The following is a 26,106-nucleotide window of genomic DNA, read 5'->3' as shown; positions in this document are numbered from 1 at the left end:
AGCCCTTGTCCGCGCAGTTTCGGAACTCCACCCATGCCCATCTCCCTCAACGACCGCAGCGACTTCTCCCTTGAGAACTTCCGCCGCGTCGCCTGGCAGGGAGAGCCGGTCGCCTTCACCTCCCATTGCCGGGGCGTCATGGAAGAGGCGCGCCGCCGCTTTCTCGCCATGCTGGAGACGGACCCCAACCTCTTCGTCTACGGCGTCACCACCCGCTACGGCGAGGGCGCCAAGACCATCCTGGACGCCGCCGGCCGCGCCGAAATGGCGAAGGAGCCGGCCCACACCACCGGCCTCGGCATGGGCGAGCCCCTGCCCGACCGGGTGGTGCGCGGCATCATCCTGGCCCGCCTCGCCAACTATGTTGAGGGCTACTCCGCCATCAGCCCGCCCATGGCGCAGCGCGTCGCCGACATGCTGGACGGCCGCCCCCTGCCGGTGGTGCCCCGTGCCGGTCAGGACGCGTCCGGCGAGACGGCCAATCTCTACAACCTGTTCTGGCACCTGCTGGGGGAGGACTGCGCCGAGAAGGACAATAACTGCCTGGTCAACGGCTCGCCGTGCGCCGCCGCGCTGGCTGCTGACAGCGCCCTGGTGGCGGCGAACCGCGTCCGCCTGGCCACCCGCGTCTTTGCCCTGTCGGCCGATGCCATCGGCGCACCGTTGGAGCACTTTGATCCGGCCCTGGCCGCCCTGTGGGGTGATGAAACCGAAGGCCGGGTTCTGAATGCACTGACCGACCTGCTGGCCGGCGGCGACGCCGCGGCACGCCGTACCTACCAGGCACCGGTCAGCTATCGTGTGCTGCCGCGGGTCCTGGCCGGCGCGTATCGCGCTGCCGACCGCATGGCCGGGGCGGCCACCACCAGCCTCCGCGCCTTTACCGACAACCCCATGATCCTGCCGCCGGACGACACTCACCCGGCGGGCCGCGCGGTGCACAATGGTGGATTCCACAACGGCATGGCCTATCCCGCCATGAACGGTCTGGCCGAGGCGTGGGCCGATCTGGCCGTGCTCGCCGGCATCCATATCTCCAAGTTCGAAATGCCCCAGGTGACCGGCCTCGACGCCCGGCTGTCCGCGGGCAATCCGGACTTTGGTCTGGGCTTCGCCCTGGACGGCGGTCAGCGCAGCCACGCCCGCCGCGCCCGCCTGCTGGCCACGCCGACGCTACTTAGCGGCGATCTGGTCTTCATCCCGCAGACCGATACCACGGTCCCCACCTGGGACGCGTGGGAGAAAGAGCGCGAGGCCGGCGAGGCGCTGGATGCCTGTCTCACCGTCCTGTCGGTCAAGGCCAGCCAGGTGCTGGCGGCCAATGAGCGCTTGCCGGCGCCGCCGCTCAGGGCTTTCCTCGACGGTGTGCGGCAGCTCTTCCCGCCGGTCACCAGCCGGCGCAATCTGGAGCAGGAGGCGACCACCTTGGCCCGCGCCTTCACCGTGGCCTGCACCGGCGGCGACTTCGCCGGCCTTTAGGCCGACCCGTTCAGTCTTCGGGGTTTTCTTCTGGCTCGGTCAGGTCAAGCAGGCGAACACGAGCCCGGAACACCCGGTCAAATCGTTCCAGGGCGCTTGCCAGCCACGCGTGCTGATTGGCCCAGTCGTCTTCGTCTGTCGGATCAACATTGGTTTTGTACAGGGCAATCCTGCAGCCGATGCGTTCCGGCAGGTCTTCCCAGCTCAGCGACTCGCCAAGTTCCTTTTCAATGGTGTCTTTCTGTTCATGCAGCAGGGCAAAGTATGACTTCGCATCGTCGAAACGGATGAACAGCTCCGCACTGATTCGACCGCTCTTGAACGTGTTGACCTTCAGAAACAGACCAAATCCGGTTCGACCAATGGAGGATACAGCCCAGTGGTGGGCTTGTGGCGTCTGGATTCGCACCGGGCTGTTGTGGGCTTCCAGATAATCCTGGAAGGCCTGCCAGTAGCGGAGCTGCTGCGCCTTGGTTTCGCTGACCCCTTCACCAGTGATCTTGCGGGCCGCCGACGCTACTGATTTTGTCCAGTTGTTTGGTTTTGAGATGACATTGAACCGCGGCGCAACCGGCGAGCCGCCAATGCGCCAGAGTTCGACCTCCAGGCCAAAGAAGCGAAAACTGGTGTCCGTGATTTCATTTAGCCAGTCCAGCGTCGCACGGTGTTCTTCCGTGAATCTGGCGGCGACCCAGATGATGGTTACGGCCTGTAGTCCGGATGCGTAAGTCAGTAGCTGTCCCAGGTGGGTGTGGTCTGTCCGCTCCAACTGATTCTCGATCAGTACCCACTGGTCGGACTCCACGTCTTTGCACAGGATGTCGGCGCGGAACGGTCCGACATTCTTTTCCTGGGCTTCCAGTTCCAGCTCCATGCTGATCGTCTCGGCGACAATCTGCAGGTTCTCGGCCTGAGCCAGCCATGGCGTGAACTCGGATGCTTCATTGACCCACGCCTGACGTAGATCCACCCGCTCCAGCCGGCCCAGGGGTTTACTGTTCATGGTTGTATCTCCAGTGTTCGCCGGCCTGCTCCGGTGCATGTTGTGGATTCACGAATGAAGGCGCGGCCGGTCGTCGGCGCGGCTCCCGTCGCCTGCGTAGATCAGTGCCGCCATAGAGCCCCCACCGGATTGACGTCGTCGGCCAGACGCTTTTTTCGGCTGTCCTGGCCACTGGCGGTGCGTCTTTGCACACAAGCCTAACCACACGGATTGGATTGCGCTATCAAGCGGTTCGTCTCGTTTCTCTGCTATATACAGATCATGTCCCTTCGCCCTCTTTCCGCCCCGCCCGCCTCGCCGCCTGACGTTATCGTCGTCGGTGGCGGTCATGCGGGCACCGAGGCCGCCGCCGCCGCCGCCCGCATGGGCGCGTCGGTGCTGCTTGTCACCCACCAGGTCGCCACCATCGGCGCCATGTCCTGCAACCCGGCCATCGGCGGTGTCGGCAAGGGCCATCTGGTACGCGAGGTGGATGCGCTGGACGGGCTCATGGGCCGCGCCGCCGACCGCGCCGGCATTCAGTTCCGCCTGCTCAACCGGTCCCGCGGGCCGGCCGTGCACGGCCCCCGGGCCCAGGCCGACCGCACCCTTTATGCCGCCGCCATCCAGGCGCTGTTGGCGGAGCAGTCCGGCCTTGCGGTGCTGGAAGGGGCGGTCGAGTCCCTGCTGCTGGACAGTGCCGGGCACGTCGCCGGCATTGTACTGGGCGACGGCGCGGTGGTGCGGTGCGGTGCGGTGGTGCTCACTACCGGCACCTTTCTCGGCGGCATGATCCATGTGGGCGAGCGTCACTGGGCGGCCGGCCGGGTCGGTGAGGCGCCCGCCCTTGGCCTGTCTAAGATATTGAAAGAAAAAGGTTTTTCGCTTGGTCGGTTGAAGACAGGGACACCGCCGCGCCTCGCCCGTGAGTCCATTGATTTCGCCGCGCTGGACGAGCAGCCGGGCGATGCGGAGCCGGCTTTCCTCTCCGCCTTGTCCACCGCCGTCACGGCGCCGCAGGTGTGCTGCCACATCGCCCGCACCACGCCGGCGACTCACCGGGTGATCCGCGACAATATCGGCCGCAGCCCCATCCATGCCGGCCGTTTCGCCGGGCCGGGACCGCGCTACTGCCCGTCCATAGAGGACAAGGTGGTGCGCTTCGCGGAGCGTGACAGCCATCAGATATTCCTGGAGCCGGAAGGCGCGCCGGGCGGGCCCGATGCCGCGGTCATCTATCCCAACGGCATCTCCACCGCACTGCCGGAAGAGGTGCAGGCGGCGTTTCTGGCCACCATCCCGGGTCTGGAGCGGGCCCGTATGCTGCGCCCGGGCTATGCCATTGAATATGACTATGTGGATCCGCGCCAGTTGACCGCCGGCCTGGAGACCCGCCGTCTGCCGGGCCTTTTTCTGGCTGGCCAGATCAACGGCACCACCGGCTATGAGGAGGCGGCCGGCCAGGGGCTGGTGGCGGGCATCAACGCGGCGCGGCGGGCCGGCACAGCCGGCAGCGGGGCGGGCGGCACGGCGGGCGGCGGGGCAGGCGGCGGGGCAGGCGGCGGGGCAGGCGATAGCCGGGGTGCCCTGGCGGTGCCTTTTGTACTGGACCGGGCCACCGCCTATCTGGGGGTCATGATTGACGATCTGGTGACGCGCGGGGCGGACGAGCCCTATCGCATGTTCACGGCCCGCGCGGAGTATCGTCTGCACCTGCGGGCCGACAATGCGGACCAACGGCTGACCGGCCTTGGCATCAATATCGGGTGTATTGGAGTGGAGAGAGCACAACATTTTGTGTCTCACTGCGCCGCATTGGAGGCGGGCCGTGCCTGGCTGGACGGCCTGAGCTGCAGCCCGCCGGAGCTCGCCCGGGCCGGCATCGCCGTGCGTCAGGACGGCCGTCGCCGCAGCGGCCGGGAGTTGCTGGCCCTGCCGGGTGTTACCCTGCCGGACATTGGCCGGCTCGCCGCGCCACCGCCGGAGGTATCACCGGCCATCGCCACCCTGCTGGTCACCGAGGCACGCTACGGGGCCTATCTGGCCAGGCAGGACGCCGACATTCGCTCTTTTCGTCGTGACGAAGCCCTCGCTTTGCCGAGCGATCTGGACTATGGCGCCGTCGGTAGCCTGTCGGCCGAGATGCGCGAGCGTCTGGCCTGTGCACGGCCCGCTACCCTGGGTCAGGCGGCGCGGCTACCAGGACTGACGCCGGCGGCATTGGCGGCGTTGTTGCGCCATGTGAAGCGGGGCGAAGCCGACCGTTTCACGTGAAACAATTGAAAACATTGGTATTTTTCTGATTCCTGCCCTGTCGGCGCCGATTGCGGTCGGTTCCGCCCCCGATGTTTCACGTGAAACATTGCCAGAGAATCCGTTCCGGCGTAGATTCCTTCCATGGCGAAACGAAGCAAGCGGCACGGCAAGGGCGATGATGGCACGGCGACGCCGCTGGACCCGGCCGCCTGTGCGCATCTGCTCAATGTTTCACGTGAAACAATCCACCTGTTCGAGGAGTATCTGACGCTTCTTGCGGAGTGGCAGAAGGCTATCAATCTGGTAGCCGACAGCACTCTGACGGATCCGTGGCGCCGCCATATCCTGGATTGCGGCCAGATCTGTGACCTGATCCCGGCACGGGCCAGGCGGCTTGTTGACATTGGCAGCGGCGCCGGCCTGCCGGGACTGGTTCTGGCCATCATGGGGAGCGAGCGCGATAACTTACCGGATATCCACCTGGTGGAGTCCGACAGCAAGAAATGCGCCTTCCTGCGCACCGCCATCCGCCAGCTCGGGGTTTCCGCAACGGTGCACGAGACCCGCGCCGAGGAAATGCCCGACGAGCCGTTCGACGTGGTGACAGCCCGCGCGCTGGCCCCTGTGGAGCGCCTCTTCACGGTCGCGGCCCCACTCCTGGCCAGGGACGGTATAGGATTGTTTCTAAAGGGAAAATCCGTTGATAGCGAGCTCTCCGCCGGGCGTGATGGGTGGTCATTCCAGATGCGTAAGGAGACCAGCCGGTCAGATTCGCAGGGTGTCATCCTGGTGGTCGAGGCACTGGCGCCACGGCAGGACCACATGGACCCCGGCGACAGTGGCGGCCCGGTCGTCCGCACCCTGGCCAGCGCACCGGCGGGCCATGCCACTGATCGGAAGGAGGCTGGCCGGAGAGAGGCAGGCCGGCAGGAAACTGGCCGGCAGGCGGCCAATCAGCAGACGGCCAGGTCGCTGCCTGCCTCACCGAAATCCACCAAACCGGTGAAAAAGGGATAGTCATGTCGCAAAATGACCATTATGAGACCAGGACCGACCCGATCACCGGCTCTTTAAGCAAGGCCCGGCCAAAGGTGGCCCAGCAAGAAGTGGCCCAGCTAACAACGGCCCAGGCGGAAAGCGTAGCAGGCCGCAGCGCGCCGGTGACCGCCTCTGCCGGCACAGGCTGGTACTTCGGCGCCGCCGCCGGCCGCGACGGTGCGAACCGCGCCGCGCGCGCCGCGCCATCGTTACCTGAACCGGCACACGCCAGGGCAGCCGGCGCGGCCGGCGCGAACGGCACGGGACAGGGCACGGCCTATAGCGCAAAAGCGGACCCAGCGGACGCAGGGGGCGCGCTGCGAAGCGATACGGCGCCGGCCGACACCATGCAGGACGCCGCCGCCGGCGCGGATGGCTACGCAGAGGACACAGGGCAAACAGGGGACGAGCCGCGAAGCGATACGGCGCGAAGCGATACGGCGCCGGCCGACACCATGCAGGACGCCGCCGCCGGCGCGGTTGGCTACACAGCGGACACAGGGCAAACAGGGGAGCAGACGCGAAGCGATACGACGCGGAACGATACGGCGCTGGGCGGCACCATGCAGGACCCCGCCAGCACCGCCGGCAATACAGCGATCAATACGCCGGCCGGCGCAGGAGGCGACGCGGTGCAGGACGCGCCCGACAGCGCACACTGCGGCGCGGCTGATACTCCGGATGATGTCTGGCCCGGCTCATCGCCGGCCACCACACCCGGCTCGCCATCGCGATGGCCATCAATCGAGCCAGCCGAGCCAGCCGCCGCGCCTCAACCATCTCCAACGCCGCAGGCATCGGCCGCGCCGGACAAGGGCAGGGACGCGGACACGGACACGGGCACGGGCGCTGTACCACGCACTGAACCAGGCGCCGAACCCCGCACGGAGGCCCGGCCCGGCCCGGCCCGCATACTGGCGGTGGCCAATCAGAAGGGCGGCGTCGGCAAGACCACCACGGCGATCAACCTGGCGACGGCGCTGGCGGCCATCGGCCGCCGCGTGCTGGTGGTTGACCTCGACCCCCAGGGCAATGCGTCCACCGGCTTCGGCATACCACCGGAGGCGCGGGGTCGCGGCACTTATGACGTGCTGCTGGACGAGGCCGAGCCGGCAACGGCCATCATCGAGAGCCTGGTGCCGGGGCTGCATGTGATGCCGGCCAGCTTTGATCTCTCCGGCGCGGAGCTGGAGCTGATCGACGTACCGCAGCGCGAGCATCGCCTGAAGGCGGCGCTGGCTCGCCTGCCGCAGGCCTATGACCATGTGCTGATCGACTGTCCGCCGGCGCTCGGCCTGCTGACCCTCAACGCCCTGGTGGCGGCCGACGCGGTGCTGGTGCCGATCCAGTGTGAGTTCTTCGCGCTGGAAGGCTTGAGCCATCTGGTGCGCATCCTTGAACGCATCCGGCGCGGACTCAATCCCCACCTGGTGATCGAGGGCATCGTGCTGACCATGCATGACGGCCGCAACAATCTGTGCCGACAGGTGGAGGCCGATGTGCGCGATCATTTCGGCGACCAGGTCTATGCCACGGTCATTCCGCGCAACGTGCGGGTGAGCGAAGCGCCGAGCCACGGCAAACCGGTGCTGCTCTATGACATGGCGTGCGTCGGCTCACGCTCGTACCTGGACCTGGCGAAGGAAATGCTGCGCCGCGGCAGCGCCGGCGAGACCGGACGCGGCCTGGCGGCATGAACAACAGGCCGCACCCACCCGCTTTGACCCTCAACGATCCACGGCTGGCAGGACACACCGCGCCATGACTCCTGACGACACCTCCGACACCAACAAGCCGTCAGCATCAGGCGGCGGCGGCAACCGGCCGGCGCAGCGCCTGGGACGCGGTCTTTCTGCCCTGCTGGGTGAGGAGGCACCGGTGACGCCGGGGCTGCCCGCAGGCGGCGGTGAGCCGGCCAGCGGCCGCCCGGCCGAACAAACTCCCGCGCCCGCAGCCGGAACTGCGTCCGGCGCCGGCGCACACGGTAAGGCTGCCGCCGCGACGCCGCCGGCACCGGTCGCACCAGCGGTGGCGGGCGTGGCCGATGCCCGCTATGGCGCGCTTGGCCCGACGGCGCGCGGCGCCAGAATGCTGGCGGTGGATTTGCTGCAGCCGGGACGCTTTCAGCCGCGTCATGCCTTTGCTGAGGAAGAGATGAAGGCGCTGGCCGACTCGGTGCGCCAGCGCGGCGTGCTGCAACCGGTTCTGGTGCGGCCATTGCCAGGGCAGGTGGGACGGTTCGAGATTGTCGCCGGCGAGCGGCGCTGGCGCGCGGCCCAGCGCGCCCGCCTGCACGAGATCCCCGTGGTGGTGCGTGAGCTGGAGGATTCCGACGCCCTGGAATTCGCGCTGATCGAGAATATTCAGCGCCAGGACCTGAGTCCCATCGAAGAGGCGGAGGCCTATCAGCGGCTGGTGGATGAATTCGGCCACACCCAGGATGCCCTGGCCCGTGACCTGAACAAGAGCCGCAGCTACGTGGCCAATGCGCTGCGCATGTTGAGCCTGCCGGAGCCGGTGCGGCGCATGGTGGATGAAGGGCGGTTGAGCGCCGGCCACGGCCGGGCGCTGATCAGCGCGCCGGACCCGACGGCGCTGGCCATGGAGGCGGTACGGCGCGGCCTGTCGGTGCGGCAGACCGAGGGCCTGGCCCGACGCCAGGCCGACCGCAAGGCCGGCGCGCCGCGCGGCGCCAGCGGCCAGGGGCCGGTCAAGGACGCGGATACGCGGCGGCTGGAACAGGATCTGTCGGCGCTTCTGGGCCTCAGAGTGACCGTGCGGCTGCTGGGCAAGCCCGGCGGCGGACAGGAGCGCGGCGAGCTCATCATTCACTACAAGACGCTGGAACAGCTCGACGATGTGCTGCGCCGGCTGCAGCGCGGCGGCCCCATGAGCCACGAGCAGGCGCTGAAACTGCTGGACGGCGGGCGCACCGACGGTGCGGGACGGCGCGGGCCGGGCACAGGTGGCGCGGCGGCGGCGAGCGGCGCACGAAGCGAGGGCCCGACGCCGGGCGGCTTCGACGATGACGCGGATGATGATGGCGATGACGAACCGCTGAAGGACGACGATCCGTTCCGGATGTAGGGGCCCCTCGCGGAGGAGCAACTTTCCGCCAAGTGCGGTTAGAATGGCGCGGTCGCGAGCCCGGTCCGGTCAAGCCGTCACGGTCACAATACAGTCCGTGGCGGCGACGAATGGCGGGTCAGGCGTTTGGCGGGAAGCGTCCGAACTTACGCGTGGTACTGGTCAGCTCAGCGCATCCCATCTGGTCCATACGGGCGCGCCCTGGGTCGGGCCAGTTTGCTTCTGATAAACGGGGCTGTCCGGGTTGTTGCACCAGCCCTTGCCGTCAGCGCTGACGGTCTGGCCGTCGGTCGATATCTTTCGCACTCCACCCCAATAGCGACATGTCGCGCATTTCCCCTGGGCTGAAGCGGGAATGTCCGTCGCGGCCTCCACGGCCGTGGGGATGGAGAGCGCAGCGGCTCCGACCGCTACAACCATTGCGCCACTCTTCAGAACATCTCTGCTAGTGGACGAATCCTTCAGCTTTCCCCTGGCCATGACTTTCCCCCCCTTTTTTTTCTTCACAAAGCCCAAACGGCTACCAGCAAGCCGGGTTTCTACCGTTGCTCCGGCCAAGAAATCCAGCCATCCAACCTCCCTCTCTAGTAGCTCCAGTTCCACAGGAAGCCGACGCGGCCGGAGCCGGTCTGGCCCACATCGCTTTCCAGCGAGATGTTGGGCGTGACCTCGATCTCCACTGTGGCGGCGGTGCTGCCGGCATCGGTCCCCTGCCGGGCGCCGATGAAGATGCCTTCGCCCACATAGCGGCCGGCGCGCAGGCCGGGCCCACCGCCATTCCCGTCGCCGGGCGTGATATCCAGTTGATCGACGCCGAGGATCTGTCGCGCCCAGCCCAGCACGTCGGGCCCGGCCCCACCGCTGCCCGAGAGGGCCGCGGCGGACTGAGCCAGTTGCGCCGCCTCTATGGCGGTCAGCCGGGCGCTGGCGCGATCGAAGATCACCCGCGACAGCACTTCCTCTTGCGGCAGGGGCGGATCGGAACTGACCGCAAGCTGCGGTGCGCTGGGCGGGCCGGTGATGTCGATGATGGCGGTGCCGCCGGGAATCTGCCGTGTGGCGCGCACCCCGAGGCTGAGCTGGTTGACACCGTTCACTGGCCGCACCTGGATGGTGCTGCCGTCCAGTGAGAAGGCGCGTCCGGCAAAGCTATAGCTGCCACGAACAAAGGCCAGATCGCCGTCAACCAGCGGCTGGCCGATATCGCCGCTGACTTCCAGCGCCCCCTGCCATTCGGAATCGAGGCCCAGGCCACGGACGAACAGGCGGCGGGGAAACTGCAGGGTCAGATCGAGCGCCAGGGAAAGGCCATCGCTCGCCGGGTCATCGGGCGCGGCCACCTGCGGGCGTTCGGCGCCGCCGATCTCCACCACCGCCAGCTCCGCCACACCGGGTGGCAGGCGGCCGGCCAGGCTCACCTCCACCGGCTCCATCACCAGCGCGCCCGACAGACGCAGGCCCGACAGCGGCCCGGCCAGAGACAGGGCGCCGCTGGCCAGGGCGGTGACCTCATCGCGGTTGACCAGACGCGCTTCATCGAGACCGATACGCACATCGAACACCGGTTCGCTCAGACCGGCGGTCACACCGTTGCTCACATCGTTGCTGGCACCGGCGGCGGCAAAGCGCATGTGGCCACTGGCTTCCAGCGCGCCGCCGCCGGCGGTCTGGCTGGTAAGCTGGACCTGCGCGGTGCTCTCACTGGCCACCACACTGGCGTTCAGCGCGGTCAGGCTGAGCCCCGCCACCGTGTTGATATAGGCGCCATCGGCCATGGCCATGCGGCCGTCCAGTCGCGGATTGTCAGGCGTGCCCTCGGCGCGGCCGGTCAGTTCGATGCGGCCGGCCAGGCGGTGGTCGGGGCCGAGCAGCAGGTCGCCGAGCCAGCCAGCGGAAACGGTGCCATCGGCGGTGAGGGCGAGGGCGCGGTCGCCGGCCGGCGCCAGGACGAAGGGATCGATGGCGAAGTCCAGCGGCACGGTACCGGCCAGCGTCAGGCGGTCAAGGCGGGCGGTGTCGTCATCGCGCGAGTGTGTATCGGCAATGGCGAGGCCCGTGGACGGCGCGGCGGTGGCGGAGGCGGCCTCGTCCGGGCGGGCGGGGTCGGATAGGGCGACGGCAGACGAAGCGTTGCCCGACCGGGCTTCGTCAGATATGTCCGCACCGGAGGGGGCAATACGGCTGGCGCTGATATCCACCGCCAATGCGCCGTCCGCATAGTCCAGACTGGCGTCGAGCCGGGCCATGACGCTTTGTGGTGTGACGTTTGGCGATGGTGTGCTGACCAGCACCCCATGCAGGTCCGACGAGCCGAGTCTGAGGGTGGCAAGCGGCCTGGCCGGGGTGCCGGCCAGGGTCAGGGCCGCGTCCAGCCGACCGGCCAGGGGCCAGCCGGGGCTGACCAACTCCAGAAGCGCCAGATCCAGATCGGCCAGATCCAGTGTGCCGGCCAGCGAGTCCGGCGACACAGCGAAGCTGGCGGAGAGGCGGCCGGCATCGCCGGCGAAGTCCAGATCGGCCAGTTCCATTGCGCCGAGGCCCGCCCCGTCCGGCGCAATCACAAGCCGGGCCGGTCGGGTCAGTTCTCCGCTGCGCCGGCCATGGGCAAGGCTGAGCCTATCGAGCGCGATGGCCCAACGCTGGCCGGTGGCGCTGGCCTGACCCCGCGCCGCGATTCGGGTCGGGCCGCGGTTCGGGTCGGCCGGCGCGAAGACCGGCGACAGGTCGAGGGCAAAGGCAAAGCCGTCGGCCGCGCCATCGAGGCTGGCCGACAGGGTGGCGACGGAAACCCCGGCCAGGGAGGCGTTGGATGCCTGCAGGTCGAGGCGGCCGGCCACCGCATGGGCGGGCGCGCCGGCGGCCGGCAGGTCGAGGGCGGCGGTCAGGCCCACCCGCCCGGCTCCGATGATCGGCGCCTGACCGGTGGCACCGCCGGGCCATAGGGCCAGGTGATCCGCGGCGGCGTCGAGGGTCAGCCGCAGACCCCCGCTCTCGCCATGGGGGGTCAGCCGGGCGGTCAGCGAGACGATGCCTTCCGCGCTCGCCGCACCTTCCGTGGTCGCCACCGGCACCAGTCGCGTCAGCAAGGCCAGATCGGCCCGGGTGATATCGGCCGATGCGGCGCGTAGCCCGCCATGGCGGGCAAGGGTGGCGGAAGCGGTGCCGGCAAGGACGGGGCCGGGTGCGGCGGTGGCATCAAACCTGGCGCCGGCACCGTCGCCGCGCCAGACCAGAGTGAGGCCGGGCAACACCGGATCATCGCCGCCGGTATGCGGCTGGGTGAGAGTCAGACGACCGGAATGAATATCGCCCGACAAGGCGGCTTCGCCGGACAGGTTAAGCCGGGCAAGCGCTATTGGGCCGGCCGCCACCTGACGCAGTTCGCCGGCTCCCGACCAGTTGAGATCATCGCTACTGAGCGTCAGGTCGCCGGCCAGGGTCAGCCCGCCCAATGCGGTCGCGGCCGGCAGCAGATCAGCGGGAAGGGCGGCCACATCCAGACGGTGGCTGAAGGCCAGATGGTCGGCGGCGGGATCGAAGTGGAGCCGGCCGGTAAGGCGGGCCGTGTCTGAATCCAGCCGCACATCATCGGCCTGCCAGACGCCATCGTCCGCCTGGCGGAGCTCGGCCGACAGGGTCACCGCCCGGCCGAGGGCGGCAACCAGCGGATCATCCGAGTTGGCCATCAGACGGCCGGAGATGGTGGCGGCGCTCCGGCCGCCGGCGATCTGCAGCAGCACCGTGCCATCGGCGGTGGCATCGTGCAGCGCGGCCGGCAGCAGGTCGGTGGGTGCGGCGGTCACCTGCATCTCCGCCAGCAGGTCAAAGCGGGACCCGGCGAAATCCACAGTAGCGTCGCCATGGGCCGCGAAACGCGGCGCCCCCTTGTCCAGCGTGGCGAGCCGCCACGACGCCAGGCGAAGGCGGCCACCGTCGGCGGCGAGGCGCAGATCGCTGCTGGCCTGCAGGGAGTCGCCGGCCAGAAAGGCGAGCCACGGTGACTCGAGCCGGGCGCCACTGCTGGTGGCCTGCGCGGCGATTGTCCAGGCGTCGCCGGCGGCGGGCGTTCGTGTGCTGGCGGTGAGCGTGGTACGGCCGATGGCCATGCCGGCCAGGCTGGCCCCATCCAGTTCCGCCGACAGGTCGAGAGCCGGTCGGGCCAGCGGGCCGGTGGCGTGCAGGTCAATAGCGGCGGTCGCGAAACCGAAGGCGGCGAGGTCGCGAAACGGCTGATCGTCGCTAAGCCGGACGGTCAGACGGAGATCGCTGTCGGCGAGATCGCGGCTGATGGCGCCGACCAGAGTCGCCTGCAGGTCTGGCGCGTCAAGGGTCGCCTGGCTGAAACGGATGTGGGCCGGGTCAAGGACGGCGGCAGCGGTGAAGGTGAAGTCCGCCGGCAGGCCGGGGGCGATGGCCGGCAGGCCGGCGAAGGCGGACGCCTGACCATCCAGGCGCAGGGCCGGCGGCCCGGCAAGGTCGGCCGCGAGACGGGCGCTCAGGCGGCCGCCAGCGCCCGTGTGCAGCGAGAGATCGCCGGCCCACGCGACGGTATCGCCGGAGCCGGTGAGGCGGAGAGCGATGCCGTCGAGCAGCGGCAGAGCGAACCCCCGGGCCAGGCCGCTGGTGAAGGCGGGGCGCAAATCCACGTCCAGGTCGAAACGGCCGGCGGCGCCATCCCAATCGAGCCGCGCCCGTGAGGCGGCCACCTGGTTTCCTGCCGTCCCCTCGCTTCCGTCGCCGGCGCCATCGCCACGGGTGCTCAGACTGAGGTGGGCGGTGGCGACGCCATCGGGCTGGTGGAGCCGGGCGTCAAGGGCAAAGACCATGGGCTGGCCGGCGACGGCCTCTGTCAGCACCACCCGGGGCAGGGTGAGGTTGAGACGACGCAGGCGACGGGCCTGGTCCAGCAGCGCCGCCGGGTCCGGCGCGGAATCGGTGGACGCCGTCGCCGGTGGCGGTCGGTGAAGCGTGACGGTGGCGGCGTACAGCCGCGGCAGATCGAGGCGGCCGCCAAGCAACGGCAGGGGCCGGACGGAAAGCGAGAGGTCTTCGGCCACCAGCCACGGGCCGTCCTGCGGTCGGCCGGCGTCACTCAGGCTGAGGCGGGCGATGGCCGGGCTGAAGGGCAGCAGGCCCGACAGGCCTTCGACGCGGGCGGTCATGTGAGGGGTGGAGAGAGCCTGGCCGATGGCGTCCGCCAGCAGGGTGCGGCCGGGCGGGGTGTGGGCAAAGGCTGCCGCCAGCAGCAGCAGAGCCAGGCCCAGGCCGGGGATCCACAGCCACGGACGGTACAACCACGGGCGGCGGCGACTCATCAGAAGGCCTGGCCGATGCTGAAATAGAGTTCGTAGGTGCTGTCCAGCTCGCGCCGGCGATTGAGCGGAAAGGCCAGGTCGAGGCGCAGCGGGCCGATCACGGTGAAATAGCGCAGGCCCACACCGGCGGCCCATTGCAGCCGCTCATTGGCCTGCGGCACCAGCCGGTCATAGGAGTTGCCGGCCTCCAGAAACGGCACGACGCCGATGGTCTCGCTGAGACGGGCGCGCAGCTCGCCACCGAACTCCACAATGGACCTGCCGCCCACCGCCGCTCCGCTGGCGTCGAGACGACCGAGCGAGTCCTGGCCATAGCCGCGCACCGAGCCGGCCCCGCCACCATAGAAGCGGCGGCTGGGCGGCAGGTCCAACCGGTCCGCGCCAAGGACCACGCCGAGACGCAGGCGACCGGCAGCCACCAGCGAGCGGTCTTCGGTCAGCGGCCAGTAGCGGCTGGTGGTTTCCTCCAGGGTCAGGAAACGCCCATTGGAATCGCCCAGCGACACCGCCGGAATGAGGCTGAAGGCGACGCGGCTGCCGGTGGTCGGGTCGAGCGGGTCGTCGGAGGTATCGCGAAGAAAACGCACGGGCAGGCCGGCGATGACGGAATCGGCCTCGCCTTCGCTATTGGCCTGCTCGGTGTATTCCAGGGCGCCGCCCCAGCGGACCGACCAGTCATTGCCGATGGGCCGCTGCAGGCCGGCGAATCCGGAGATGGTTTTTTCGTCGAAGGCGTCGCCGTCCTCCACCAGGGTCTCGCTGTTGAGCAGCAGCGACTGGTTGCGGTGGCGGAAATGGGGCTTGGCGAAATCCGCCGCGGCCCGTTGCTCCGGCCCGGTCAGGCGGCCGCGAAAGGCGAGGGTTTCGTTGCGCCCGAAGAAGTTGCGGTGCTCCCATGTGGCGGTGGCGCCGGGGCCGGTCTCTGTTGTGTAGTCGCCGCCGAGGCCGATGGAGCGCGGTGGCGCCTCGAGTGTTTCAATGAGAATCGGCGCGGCCTGCACCGGCGGGGCGGCGCCGGCCCGGACGGTTTGCGCGGCCGGCGGTCTCTGGGCGGAGACCGCGACGAACTCAAACAGACGGGTCTGGCGCAGCTCTTCCTCCACCTGATCCATTTGCCGGGTGCTGACCGTCTCGCCCGGCTGCCAGGGGATGAAGCCGGCCACATAGTCGGGCCGCACCCGCACCAGGCCACTGGCGCTGGTCGGGCCATAGGTCAGATGCGGACCTTCCGCCACCTGCAGGGCGACGGCGACGGCCATGGCGTCATGGTCGACCACCACCACCTGGCGGGTGATGGTGGCAAAGGGGTGCCCCTGGCGGCCGATGCGCCGCAGCAGGGTCGGCCCCGCCGCCTCTATGTCGGCGGCGCGCGCCCAGTCGCCAAGGGTCAGGTCCACCGCCGCCGGTCCGCCGGGCAGGCCGTCCCCGCCATCCTCGTAGATGATGTCATAGGACGACAGCAGATAGGGCGGCCCCGGCGTCACCGCCAGAGTGACGGCCACGGGATCGGTCGAGGAATCGATGCGGGTTTCCACCACGGCGCCGTAGAATCCCTGGCTGCGCAGGATGCGGCGCATGAGTTCGGCGTCGGCGTCGGCGCGGCGGGCCAGCCCTTCCGGCGTTGGCGGCGCCTCGCGGCGGCGCTCCACCAGGGCGGAGGAGTCGCGCACCAGGGTGTGGATGTCCGGCAGATCGTCGAGCCCGCTGATGCTCACCTGATAGCCGCCGCCGTTGAGCGGGCCGAAGTCCAGCAGGGCGGCGAGCTCGCCGACCGGATCGCCGCCGCTGCACGCGGCCAGACCGGCCAGCGGCAGCAGCGCCGCCAGGACCATGCGGGCCAGGCGTCCGGCGCGACGCCCCGGGCGGTGGGCGCGGCGGCGGGCGCGATCGGGGGGACGCCGGGCCGTGCGGCCCATGGGCCCCAAGCGGTCTATGCAGCCCATGCGAAGGAGTCGGCGGCCGGGAGCGATCATTGCGGCCAGTATAGCCGATGGGCCGGTTTGCTGTGGACTGTTAGGCGGCCGGCGCCACCTGAAGCCGGCGCACACTCACCTCCACCTCCATACCCAGAAGGTCGTCGGCCGTGCCGTCATAGGTGCCGACCACGGGCAGCGCCTGGCCAGGCTCGCGGGCCACCGCGATGGGCACCAGGTTGTGGCCGCCGTGCGCGCCGTTGGTGGGGTCGAACTCGATCCAGCCGGCGCCAGGCAGATAGACCTGGACCCAGGCGTGCGAGGCGCCGGCGCCGACCGTCGGACCGGGGCTTGCGGCGTCGTTCTTCCGGCCGGGCGCGTCGAGCGCCGGATCATAGAGATAGCCGGAGACGAAGCGTGCCGCCAGGCCGACGCTGCGCGCCGCCTCCATCATGAACAGGGCGAAGTCGCGACAGGTGCCCGAGCCTTGATCGAGGGTTTCGACCGGACTCTGTACGCCGGGCGCGGATCGCGCTTCATAGCGGAACTCCGCCTGGATGGCGCGGGTGATGGCGATGAGAAAATCTTCCGTCTGGGTCATGCCGACCGGATTGATATGGCGCCGCGCCCAGTCCGTCACCCGCCGCTCGGGATCGGCATAGTGACGCTCTATGGTGCGGCCAAGGTCCGGCACCTCGCGTGCGGGATAGCTGAACGGCAGGGTCCGCGCATAGTCCTCAATGGGATAGTCCGGCTGAACGAAGGGATAGCGTTCGATGGTGATGGCCGATTCCAGAATCAGCGTGTCGGCCGGCTGATCGAACCTGGCGATGGCCACTGAATTGCCGAATACGTCATGCAGCCATCGCACGCGGCTGGCTCGCGGCTGCAGGGTGAGGGTGGCGTCGAGCAGGCGCAGGTCATGGCTGTCGCGCGGACGCATCATCATGCGGTGCTCGCCGAAAGCAACCGGCCGACGATAACGATAGGTGGTGCGGTGACGCACGGAGAGCTGCTGCACGGCGTGGCCTCGCAGGGAAACGGGTGTGGACGGCGTGTGGTGTATCAGGCGCGGGCGAAGAAGGCGACGGCGATGCTGTCCGACACGCCGTCCAGCCTGGCCTGCAAGCCATCGAGGAAGCGATGCAGGGCGGCCGGCGTGGTGCGGCCACCAGCGCCGGTCTCCAGCGTGAACTGAAGATGCATGCGGGCGCTGTCGGCGATCTCCACCGCGTCGGCGCCATGGCGGTTGGCGAGGTCGCGCAGGCGGTCGCTCATGCGGTTGATACACAGGCGCACGGCGCGGGGAAACTGTTCATCATGCAGCAGGAAGCGGGCAATGTCGTCGAGGCCGCTGGCGGTGGGGTAGCGGCTGCGGAAGGCGTGGTAGCCGCTGAGTGAGCGCACCAGCACATCGCGCTTGACCGGCGCCAGCGCATCGTCCGCCGCCTCGCCCAGCCACTTGCAGCCCATGTCGAGCACCCGGGTGGTCTGGTCGGCGCGCTCCAGATACTTGCCGAGATGGTAGAAGCACCACGGTTCATCGCGCTGAAAGGTGCCCTCGGCAATACCTTCAAAAGTCTGGCAGCCGAGCTTGGTGTCCCAGCAGACGCGGGCCAGGTTGTCGGCCCGCACATCACGCCGGGTGAGGCGCGACAGGCGGCTGTGAAAGACGTTGAGGTGGGTCCACATCTCGGTGCTGATGAGATGGCGAATGGTTCGCGCGTTCTGCCGCGCGGCCATGACGGCACTGAGAATGGAGCCCGGATTGGCGGTGTCCAGCACATAGAAATGGAGAACGTCGCGCTCCTCGACGCGGGCATGGCTGGTCATGAAGCGCGCGCCATCGGCATAGAGGTCCAGCACCCGCCGCCAGTCCGGCCCGGTCGGCTCCTCGCGGGCATAGGTCTCATTGGTGTCGAGAATGCGCGCCAGATTCTCGGCCCGCTCCATGTAGCGGCCGAGCCAGAAGGCATTGCCGGCGAAGCGTGAGAGCAGGCTAGGCAAGGACCCAGGTATCCTTCGATCCGCCGCCCTGCGAGGAGTTGACGATAAGCGAGCCGCGGCGCATGGCCACCCGGCTGAGGCCGCCCGGCAGCACCCAGGTCTTGCGGCCGGTCAGGGCAAAGGGCCGCAGATCCACGTGCCGCGGCTCCACCGCCCGGCCGGTGAAGGTGGGGCTGACCGAGAGCTGGACAACCGGCTGGCTGATGAAATTCTCGGGCTTGCGCCGCAGCTTGGCGCGGAGGTCGGCCAGCTCGCGGCGGCTGGCGGCCGGGCCGACCACAACGCCATAACCGCCGGATTCACCAACCGGCTTGGTCACCAGGCTGGCCAGATTGTCCAGCGTATAGGCGAGCCCTTCCGCCTCACGGCAGATGTGAGTGTCCACATTGGCGATGATCGGCTCCTGGTCCAGGTAGTAGCGGATGATCCGCGGCATATAGGCATAGATGGCCTTATCGTCAGCAACGCCCGTACCGATGGCATTGGCCAGGGTCACATGGCCCTTGCGGTAGGCCTCGAACAGGCCGGGCACCCCCAGCAGGCTGTCGGCGCGGAACACTTTGGGATCGAGAAAATCATCGTCGATGCGGCGGTAGATGACGTGCACCGCCTCCAGCCCGCCGGTGGTCTTCATGAACACATGATCGTCAATCACAACCAGATCCTGGCCTTCAACCAGAACCGCGCCCATCTCGCGGGCGAGAAAGACGTGCTCGAAATAGGCGGAGTTGAAGACCCCGGGCGACAGCAGGGCGATGGTCGGTTGATCGACGCCGACCGGCGCCACGTCGGCCATGGTCCGGGCAAGCTGGCTGCCATACTGATCCACATCAGCAATGGGAATACCGTTCGCCAGGTCAGCGAAAGCGCGCATCATCAGGTGACGGTTCTCAATCACATAGGAGACACCCGACGGCGTGCGCGCATTGTCCTCCAGCACACGAAAGCGACCGGTCTCGTCGCGCACGATGTCGGTGCCGCAGATATGGACATAGGTGCCGTGCGGCGGGTCCACATTGCGCATTTCCGGCCGGTAATTGGCATTGCCCTTGACCAGCTCTTCCGGCACGACTTTGTCGCGGATGATTTTCTCGCCGTGATAGACATCATGCAGAAACAGGTTGATGGCGGTGACTCGCTGCTGCACGCCGCTTTCGATAGTCGCCCAGTCGGCCTTCGACAGGACGCGCGGGATAAGGTCGAACGGCAGGATGCGATCAATGGCCTCACGCTCGGAATAAACCGTGAAGGTGATGCCGAGATTGAACAGCTCGCGCGCCGCGTCACGGGCACGACGCCGCAGGGTCGGGATGTCCAACTCGTCCAGCCGCCGGCGAATCAGGCGGGTATGGGACAGGCCGCGGCGACCAAACATCTCGCAGAAAAAGGGACCATGATCATAGTGCGAAAACACACCATCCCGGCGGCTGTCCGCTACTGATTGTCGTCCCATGGCCCCGTGCTTTCGATGGTCACGGGAAAGTATAGACCAGCGGCAGGCAAAGCGCCAAAAAGGCGAGCCGGTCCGGCCGGCCGCAACGCCATTGATTATTTGACGATCCCGCCAGGGTGACATGATGATGCGGCCGTCACCGGATGGCCGACCGGGCGGCGTACAACCGGATGAAGCGACGAGCCCATAGGTGATGGGTGCGCTGGCGACGGGCGCATGTGCGATGAACACATATGAGATGACCACATACGGGCACCGTATTCTGGTTCTGGGCTCGCCGGGCAGCGGCAAGTCCACGGTCGCGGGGGCGCTTGCCGGCCGTCTCGGCCTGCCGTGTGTTCATCTGGATCAGCACTACTGGCGGTCGGGCTGGCGCGAGCCGGCGCAGGAAATGTGGCGACGACAGGTTGCCGAGCTGGCGGCGGCCGAGCGCTGGGTGATGGATGGCAATTACTCCAACACCTGGGATCTGCGTCTGCCGCGGGCCGATCTCGTTCTGTATCTGGACATGTCAAAATGGCTGTGTCGCTGGCGTGTGATCAAACGCATGGTGCTCAATCCGGGTCGGGTGCGGCCGGATATGGCAGCGGGCTGTCCGGAGCGGCTGGACTTCGGCTTTCTGCGCCATGTCTGGAATGTGCCGAAGAAAAACCGGCCAGGCCACCTCCGCCGGCTGGCCGATCCGGCGGTAGCGCCCAGGGTACGGTTCCTGCGCTCGCCGCGTCAGGTGCAAGCCTTCCTGCACAGCGTGACGCCCAAGAGGTCGGGACAGCCGCCGCCCGCCTAGGCGCAGGCGGCGCCGATTTTCACATAGTCCCGCAGCACATGGTCGGGCGCTTTTTCGGCGATGATCAGGCGGACACGGATCAGTTCCGCACTGTCCAGGGCGCAGCCGATCAGCAACACCTTGCGGCCGGCCACCCGGACGCGATAGTTGGCCGAGGCGATGTCGCGCTCCGTCAGCAACCGGCCCTGGATGGACTTTTCCAGAACCCGGTCCGCAGCGGCGTCGACCAGGCCCGCGCCCACCACGTCGATTTCGTTGATGACCTCACGCACGCCTTCGACCTGCCGGGAGAGCTGCGCCACCAGGTCGCGATCATCCGACGCCTCCACCGCGCCCAGCAGCAAAACCCGTCGGCGATAGACCACGGTGCGCACATCCACAAAGAGGCCGGCGCTTTCATCAAAAATCTGACGGTTGATATGGATCTGGATGCGGTTATCGGTGGCCACCTGGTCCACGGTCCGTGTCTCGCTGGCAGTATAGACCGCCGATGCGCCGAGACCGGCGCCACCGACGGCGGCGGCGACACACGCCGATACAAGCAGCGCCGCCGCACACAAACCGGCGGCTACCATGGCGGGCCCTGCCCTGAGCGCAGCCTGTGTCATGGGATTCCTCCGCACTGCTGATTCGAGATAAGGCCATGAGTGAAGCCGTCAATCATGGCATGGCTGTGTCATGCCCCGGCGCGCGCAGGCAGAGCGGGGCCAGGTGGAGCGGGCTGCGGGGGCTGCGGCAGTCGGTCCCCTTGGCCTGACCACTTGCGCGGGGCAGCATGGGACAGGCCGCAGCGACGACAGAACCGGGGGCAGGAATGCGCGCAACGGGATTCAGGCCTTTTTTCTTTCTGGCGGCGGTGTGGGGCCTGTGCGTCGTGGGGCTGACCGCGCTGGCGGCGGCCGGTTCGCCCTTGGCCGGGCAGGCATTGCCGGCGAATCCCTTCGCCTGGCATGGCCGTGAAATGGTGTTCGGCTATGTGCCCGCGGTCATGGCCGGTTTCCTGCTGACGGCGATTCCCAACTGGACCGGGCGACTGCCGCTGGCCGGCTGGCGGTTGTGGCTGCTGGTGGGGTTGTGGTTCGGCGGTCGAGTCGCCGGATGGGCGGGGGAATGGACGGGCGGCGCCTGCAGTGGTCCGGGCGCGGCCATTCCGCCGGCGGCGCTGGTGGCCGCCGACCTGGCCTTCTTGACGATGCTGGTGCTGGTGGTGGGGCGCGAACTGGTGGCCGGGCGCAACTGGCGCAACCTGCCGGTTCTGGCCGGGGTGATGGTTATGCTGCTGGCGTTGGCGTTGTGGCATGGGTCGGCGGCATCAGGCGCTGTCCCGGCGAATGTGGGGCTTCGCCTGGGTCTGGCGGCGGCGGCCATGATGATCGCGTTGATCGGCGGTCGGATCGTGCCGAGTTTCACCACCAACTGGCTTAAAGGACGGGGAGCGTCAGGCTTGCCCCGGCCGTTCGGACCCTATGACCGGATGGTCCTGCTGGCCACCGGTGTGGCCCTTGCCGGCTGGGTGATTGTCCCGGCATCGGCATCGACCATGGGCCTTGCGGCGCTGGCGGCCGGTCTTAACATCGTCCGGCTGGCCCGTTGGCGGGGCGCGGCGACAGCCGGCGAGCCTCTGCTGTGGGTGCTGCATCTGGGATATGGCTGGCTGGTTCTGGCGTTGGCCTTGATTGCGCTGGGCGCGGCGCGACCGGAAGCGGCGCCGGCGGCCATCCACGGACTGGGCGCCGGCGCCATCGCCACCATGACCCTGGCGATGATGAGCCGGGCGACACTCGGTCACAGCGGGAGTCCACTGACGGCCGGGCCGCTGCTGACGTTGGTCTTTGTGGCGGTAACGGCCGCCGCCCTGCTGCGGGTCACGGCGGCGCTGTGGCCGACCGGCCCGGCCAGCCTGGTGACGGCAGCGGCGGTCGCCTGGACCCTCGCCTTTATGGGCTTTCTGATTGCTTGTGGCCCGCTGCTCTTGCGCCTTCGTGCGGTTGGCTGACCGGACGAAGGCGTATCAGGGCGCTCCGGCGTCGGCAGGGCTATACAGGCGATATCCGGCCGCACACCAGGACACCGTCGTGTTGCTACGGGCGTCCGCCGCCGGCCGGCAGGCGGCGTGTTTACCCCTGCGCCATAGCGATGACCGAAGCCGCGCCCGAAAGACGCGGCCCGGCTACTTGGCGGCAGCCTTGCCGGATGCCTGTTGTTCCTGTGCCGAGCGGGTATAGCCGTAGAGATTGCCTACTCTCTCACGGTCCTTGTCGCGAAGAGCGCGATCAGCCGCCAGGGCGTCACGGTCCACGCGCGGCGCATAGCGGCCGGAGGTCAGCACGTCATCAGGCAGCATCTTCAGTGGCTCGTACTGGTGGCGGGTATAGCCAAAGCCCTTGGGCGGTGCGCTGTGCGCGGTGTTGTAGGAAATATGAAAGACATCCCGCGAGCGCTGCGACGTGTTCGGGCCGGAGGCATGCAGGGTGTTGGAGTGGAAGAAAACCACGTCGCCCGGCTGCATTTCGCACATCACCAGATCGCCGCCTTCCAGCATACGGGCGACGCGATCCGGGTCCGCCCCCATGGCCTTGCCGACGGGCATGTGGTCGACGCGACCGGCCAGGTGTGAACCACGAACCAGTTGCACACAGCCATTGCTTTCATCAATGACGTCCATGGCGATCATGGCGGTCAGGGAATCCGGCCACAGGCAGCCGTCCAGATACCAGGAGCCGTAATCCTGATGCCAGTCCCAGGTGCCCTTGGAGTGGGGCGGCTTGAAGGAAAACTTGGAGTGCCAGTGATAGACCTCGCGGCCGCCCAAAAGGTCTTCGGTCATTTCCACCAGGCGGGCGATGCGGACGAAGGCGCCCATGACGTCGTCGGGCTGACCGCCAAAGCTGAAAAGCTGCGCCTGTTCGCCCTTTGAATCGACCGGGCCGCCGATATTCGCGGTGATTGCGTCATCTTCCGTCACAAGGGCCTTGAGCAGGCCGATCTCATGGCCGGAAAAGACGCCGGGCATGTAGAGCATGCCGTCGCGGTTCCAGGCCGCCACCTGTTCGTTGGTGAGGCGTTTGGGCGTGGGCGTCACCACCGTCACCGCCGCCAGATCACCGACCCTGAGTTTTGCCATTTCTGCCTCCCGCCGCGCGACCACGGTCATCCGGTGCAGGCCGGTCGGGTGGTGCGAAGCTGAATTGTGTGTCTGGAGAGGAAGTCTGACCGGGAAGCGCCGCCGCGTCAAACCGGCCATGGCGTTCCGGGGGCGGGGGCGTTCCGGGGCGGGGGGCGGGCATGATCGGGTGGGCGGCGCCGGCGGCCCGGGAAAAAAAGGGGCGCCCCTTGGGGCGCCCCTTCCTGTCAGTCTGTCGCCTGCACTCAGCCGGCGATGGCGTATTCCTCCAGGGAGAAATAAGCCTGCGGATGCTGAGCGTAGCCGAGGACCCGCTTGTCCATCGCACCGAAGGAGTCACGCCAGAACGACTGAACCAGCGGTCCGTCCTCCTGCATGATCTCTTCCAGACGCTTGACCAGCAGCGACCGCTCCTTGGCGTCGAGAATGCCTTCGGCCTGGGCCAGGATCTCGTCGAACTCCGCATTGGAGAAGTTCGACTCGTTCCATGGCACACCTGACTTGTAAGCCAGGGCCAGCAGCATCACCGCCAGCGGACGATGGCTCCAGCCGGTCAGGCTGAACGGGAACTTGGTCCAGTTCGGCCAGTACTGCGAGGACGGATTGACGTTCACCGTGGCATTGACGCCAACCGCCTTCCACTGCTCCTGCAGAGCCTGGGCGCTGTTGATCTCCCACGCCGGATTGGCCCGTGTTTCGATGACCATTTCCAGGTTGGGATGACCGGCCTCGGCCAGCAGGCGCTTCGCCTCTTCGATGTTCTGCCCGAAGAAGGGAAGCTTGTAATAGTCCGGATGGACCGGGCTGACGTGGTGATGTTCAGCCACGCTGCCATAACCCTGGACACCCAGGGCGAGGACGCCCTGCTGATCGGTGGCCAGACGCAGGGCCTTGCGCACCCGCGGGTCATCGAACGGCGCGGTGGTCGTGTGACCGCGGGCGATGACCGTAATGGATGTGGTCTTCTGATAGAGATCCACATGGGGCAGGGTCTCAACAATGGCGATCTGCGCATTGTCGGTGAGAACGCCACCCATCACCTGCCGCGATGCCATGGCGGCAACGAAGGCCGAGGTGTCATCGCCCAGATCGACAAACTCCACCGCATCGAAGTACGGGCCGATCTTGCCGCCGCCGAAGTCCATGCCACGGGCCCAGTAGTCGGCATTGGCCTCCACACGGATGCGGCGACCGAGTTCAAAATCGACCACCGGGAACGGACCGGTGCCGTTGGAGCCGGCCTTCATGACGCCGCCCTCTTCCGGATCCATCATCACCGCCGGGTAGTGCCAGAGGTGTTCCGGAATACCCACATTGGGCGCCTTGGTGTTCATGCGGAAAGTGAGATCGTCCACCTTTTCGAAGGCGTTGGCGTCCCAGATCTCATGGCGGGTGACTTCCTCGCCATCGACGGTCTTGGTCACTTCGTTCAGCATGTAGTCCTTCATCAGGCCCAGCACCGATGAGCCGGTGGAGTCATCAAGCATATGCTCGATGTTCCAGATGGCATCGTCGGACGTGAACTGACGGCCGTTGTGGAAGTTGATTCCCGGACGCAGCTTGAACTCCCAGGTGCGGAGATCGTCGCTGGCGCTCCAGCTTTCCAGCATCATGGGCCGGGTGATGTTGTCCACGTGGGTCTTGGCCAGATAGTCGTAGTTGGTGCGGGTCGCCACATTGCCCCAGCTATCGGCGTGGGGATTGGTGAAGTCCTGCACACGGGCCGAGATGGTTGGCGTACCGCCCATGGGCATGTCCGCCGCCTTGGCGCGCGACACCATTTTCTCGCCTGTGACCTTGCCGGCAAAGGCGTAGGCCGCCGTCGCCGACATGCCAAGCATGGTTGCCGTCTGAAGAAAGTCGCGGCGGCCGATTTCCTTGTCCGCAAGCTGACGCTTCAGCTCGCCGACATATGGATGATCAACCCCCTCCTTACGAAGAGCCTTTGTCATCGGGTATCCCCCTCATGTGCAAAGAAGATTGATCCGGCCGGCGTGATTCTTGTTGCTGTTGGCCCGGCCGGGCCCCTGCACGTTTCACAGGCCGCAAGCCTATGGGGCCGGGCCAGCAACCACAACCCCGGCTCGTTTCCTGGCGTTCAACATCTGGTTAACGCGGCGCGAGATCGCGATAGTGTGAGCGCGACAGGCCGGCGCCGGCCCGGGGTCTCGTCGCCGCAATGGCGGCTGGCCGGGGCCCGGTCAGGATTGTCGCAGAAGGAAAGAGGAACAAAAGGAAAGGGCGCCACCTGCCGGTGACGCCCTTCCTGTCGATCGGTCGGCTCCGAACCTAGGTGGCGAGAGCGTATTCCTCCAGCGACCAGTAGTTAGTCGGATGCTGTTGGTAGCCAAGCAGCCGCTTGTCATAGGCAGCATAGGCATCACGCCACCAGGACTGAACCAGCGGTCCGTCCTCCTGCATGATCTCTTCCATACGCTTGACCAGCAGCGACCGCTCCTTGGCGTCGAGGACGCCTTCGGCCTGGGCCAGGATCTCGTCGAACTCCGCATTGGAGTAGTTCGACTCGTTCCACGGCACACCGGACTTGTAGGCCAGGGCCAGCAGCATCACCGCCAGCGGACGATGGGTCCAGCCGGTCAGGCTGAACGGGAACTTGGTCCAGTTCGGCCAGTACTGCGACGACGGATTGACGTTGATGGTCGCG

17 protein-coding genes are annotated in these 26,106 nt (G+C 67.6%); 7 read left to right on the top strand and 10 right to left on the bottom strand.

Going from position 1 to position 26,106, the window contains the following annotated elements; translation table 11 throughout:
• Positions 1–33 precede the first annotated feature (33 nt).
• Positions 34–1,479: an aromatic amino acid lyase gene (locus RIE31_07770; protein MEQ8640482.1), complete on the top strand. Its 1,446-nt coding sequence runs from the start codon at positions 34–36 to the stop codon at positions 1,477–1,479.
• Between the two features lie 10 nt (positions 1,480–1,489).
• On the opposite strand, the gene RIE31_07765 is transcribed toward RIE31_07770, so the two are convergent.
• Positions 1,490–2,482: a DUF4268 domain-containing protein gene (locus RIE31_07765; protein ID MEQ8640481.1), complete on the bottom strand. Its 993-nt coding sequence runs from the start codon at positions 2,480–2,482 to the stop codon at positions 1,490–1,492.
• 261 nt (positions 2,483–2,743) lie between these two features.
• On the opposite strand from RIE31_07765, the gene mnmG reads away from it, so the two are divergent.
• The 4 genes from mnmG to RIE31_07745 all read left to right on the top strand — a co-directional run bounded on the left by mnmG (position 2,744) and on the right by RIE31_07745 (position 8,842).
• Positions 2,744–4,735 (top strand): tRNA uridine-5-carboxymethylaminomethyl(34) synthesis enzyme MnmG, encoded by a 1,992-nt coding sequence (gene mnmG / locus RIE31_07760; GenBank protein MEQ8640480.1) that lies wholly within the window; start codon positions 2,744–2,746, stop codon positions 4,733–4,735.
• 123 nt (positions 4,736–4,858) lie between these two features.
• A complete protein-coding gene (gene rsmG / locus RIE31_07755) occupies positions 4,859–5,734 on the top strand; it encodes a 16S rRNA (guanine(527)-N(7))-methyltransferase RsmG (protein ID MEQ8640479.1) in 876 nt (291 codons plus the stop codon).
• Positions 5,735–6,666: 932 nt separating this feature from the next.
• Positions 6,667–7,452 (top strand): ParA family protein, encoded by a 786-nt coding sequence (locus tag RIE31_07750; protein MEQ8640478.1) that lies wholly within the window; start codon positions 6,667–6,669, stop codon positions 7,450–7,452.
• Positions 7,453–7,516: 64 nt separating this feature from the next.
• On the top strand, positions 7,517–8,842 hold the full coding sequence (locus tag RIE31_07745; GenBank protein ID MEQ8640477.1) for a ParB/RepB/Spo0J family partition protein: 1,326 nt from the start codon (positions 7,517–7,519) through the stop codon (positions 8,840–8,842).
• Between the two features lie 584 nt (positions 8,843–9,426).
• Here the strand turns inward: RIE31_07745 and RIE31_07740 are convergent.
• From RIE31_07740 to RIE31_07720, 5 genes are all read right to left on the bottom strand, one after another.
• Positions 9,427–14,157 (bottom strand): translocation/assembly module TamB domain-containing protein, encoded by a 4,731-nt coding sequence (locus RIE31_07740; protein ID MEQ8640476.1) that lies wholly within the window; start codon positions 14,155–14,157, stop codon positions 9,427–9,429.
• Entirely contained in the window at positions 14,157–15,989 is a 1,833-nt protein-coding gene (locus RIE31_07735) for a BamA/TamA family outer membrane protein (GenBank protein MEQ8640475.1), read from the bottom strand. Before RIE31_07735 ends, RIE31_07740 begins: the two co-directional genes overlap by 1 nt.
• 181 nt (positions 15,990–16,170) lie before the next feature.
• Positions 16,171–17,091, bottom strand: a complete 921-nt coding sequence (locus RIE31_07730) for a transglutaminase family protein (GenBank protein MEQ8640474.1) — start codon at positions 17,089–17,091, stop codon at positions 16,171–16,173.
• A gap of 44 nt (positions 17,092–17,135) precedes the next feature.
• The gene (locus RIE31_07725) at positions 17,136–18,077 is read right to left on the bottom strand and encodes an alpha-E domain-containing protein (protein MEQ8640473.1); all 942 of its coding nucleotides are present in this window, start codon (positions 18,075–18,077) and stop codon (positions 17,136–17,138) included.
• Positions 18,070–19,530 carry a circularly permuted type 2 ATP-grasp protein gene (locus RIE31_07720; protein ID MEQ8640472.1) on the bottom strand — a complete coding sequence of 487 codons (1,461 nt, stop codon included), beginning with the start codon at positions 19,528–19,530 and terminating at the stop codon, positions 18,070–18,072. Before RIE31_07720 ends, RIE31_07725 begins: the two co-directional genes overlap by 8 nt.
• A gap of 238 nt (positions 19,531–19,768) precedes the next feature.
• Between RIE31_07720 and RIE31_07715 the strand changes: the two genes are divergently transcribed.
• A complete protein-coding gene (locus RIE31_07715; protein ID MEQ8640471.1) occupies positions 19,769–20,317 on the top strand; it encodes a hypothetical protein in 549 nt (182 codons plus the stop codon).
• Here RIE31_07715 and RIE31_07710 read toward each other — a convergent pair.
• Complete coding sequence (locus RIE31_07710; protein ID MEQ8640470.1) at positions 20,314–20,925, bottom strand: BON domain-containing protein; 612 nt, start codon at positions 20,923–20,925, stop codon at positions 20,314–20,316. The two genes, RIE31_07715 and RIE31_07710, sit on opposite strands and share 4 nt — an antisense overlap.
• A gap of 206 nt (positions 20,926–21,131) precedes the next feature.
• Between RIE31_07710 and RIE31_07705 the strand changes: the two genes are divergently transcribed.
• On the top strand, positions 21,132–22,313 hold the full coding sequence (locus RIE31_07705; protein MEQ8640469.1) for an NnrS family protein: 1,182 nt from the start codon (positions 21,132–21,134) through the stop codon (positions 22,311–22,313).
• A gap of 174 nt (positions 22,314–22,487) precedes the next feature.
• On the opposite strand, the gene RIE31_07700 is transcribed toward RIE31_07705, so the two are convergent.
• From RIE31_07700 to RIE31_07690, 3 genes are all read right to left on the bottom strand, one after another.
• On the bottom strand, positions 22,488–23,441 hold the full coding sequence (locus RIE31_07700; protein MEQ8640468.1) for a phytanoyl-CoA dioxygenase family protein: 954 nt from the start codon (positions 23,439–23,441) through the stop codon (positions 22,488–22,490).
• A 245-nt stretch (positions 23,442–23,686) separates the two neighbouring features.
• Complete coding sequence (locus RIE31_07695; GenBank protein MEQ8640467.1) at positions 23,687–25,393, bottom strand: ABC transporter substrate-binding protein; 1,707 nt, start codon at positions 25,391–25,393, stop codon at positions 23,687–23,689.
• Positions 25,394–25,730: 337 nt separating this feature from the next.
• Positions 25,731–26,106 (bottom strand): ABC transporter substrate-binding protein (locus RIE31_07690; GenBank protein MEQ8640466.1); only part of this gene is annotated, 376 nt, incomplete at its 5' end.

It is taken from the genome of Alphaproteobacteria bacterium (assembly GCA_040218575.1).
Taxonomy (GTDB): Bacteria; Pseudomonadota; Alphaproteobacteria; order JAVJRE01; family JAVJRE01; genus JAVJRE01.
This window is presented reverse-complemented; position numbering and strand designations above follow the sequence as displayed.

Bases quoted from the DNA above. Each gene is read 5' to 3' on its own strand.
- RIE31_07770 (MEQ8640482.1), top strand. From the start codon at position 34: ATGCCCATCTCCCTCAACGACCGCAGCGACTTCTCCCTTGAGAACTTC.
- RIE31_07765 (MEQ8640481.1), bottom strand. From the start codon at position 2,482: ATGAACAGTAAACCCCTGGGCCGGCTGGAGCGGGTGGATCTACGTCAG.
- mnmG (MEQ8640480.1), top strand. From the start codon at position 2,744: ATGTCCCTTCGCCCTCTTTCCGCCCCGCCCGCCTCGCCGCCTGACGTT.
- rsmG (MEQ8640479.1), top strand. From the start codon at position 4,859: ATGGCGAAACGAAGCAAGCGGCACGGCAAGGGCGATGATGGCACGGCG.
- RIE31_07745 (MEQ8640477.1), top strand. From the start codon at position 7,517: ATGACTCCTGACGACACCTCCGACACCAACAAGCCGTCAGCATCAGGC.
- RIE31_07740 (MEQ8640476.1), bottom strand. From the start codon at position 14,157: ATGAGTCGCCGCCGCCCGTGGTTGTACCGTCCGTGGCTGTGGATCCCC.
- RIE31_07735 (MEQ8640475.1), bottom strand. From the start codon at position 15,989: ATGGTCCTGGCGGCGCTGCTGCCGCTGGCCGGTCTGGCCGCGTGCAGC.
- RIE31_07720 (MEQ8640472.1), bottom strand. From the start codon at position 19,530: ATGGGACGACAATCAGTAGCGGACAGCCGCCGGGATGGTGTGTTTTCG.
- RIE31_07715 (MEQ8640471.1), top strand. From the start codon at position 19,769: ATGACCACATACGGGCACCGTATTCTGGTTCTGGGCTCGCCGGGCAGC.
- RIE31_07710 (MEQ8640470.1), bottom strand. From the start codon at position 20,925: ATGACACAGGCTGCGCTCAGGGCAGGGCCCGCCATGGTAGCCGCCGGT.
- RIE31_07705 (MEQ8640469.1), top strand. From the start codon at position 21,132: ATGCGCGCAACGGGATTCAGGCCTTTTTTCTTTCTGGCGGCGGTGTGG.
- RIE31_07700 (MEQ8640468.1), bottom strand. From the start codon at position 23,441: ATGGCAAAACTCAGGGTCGGTGATCTGGCGGCGGTGACGGTGGTGACG.
- RIE31_07695 (MEQ8640467.1), bottom strand. From the start codon at position 25,393: ATGACAAAGGCTCTTCGTAAGGAGGGGGTTGATCATCCATATGTCGGC.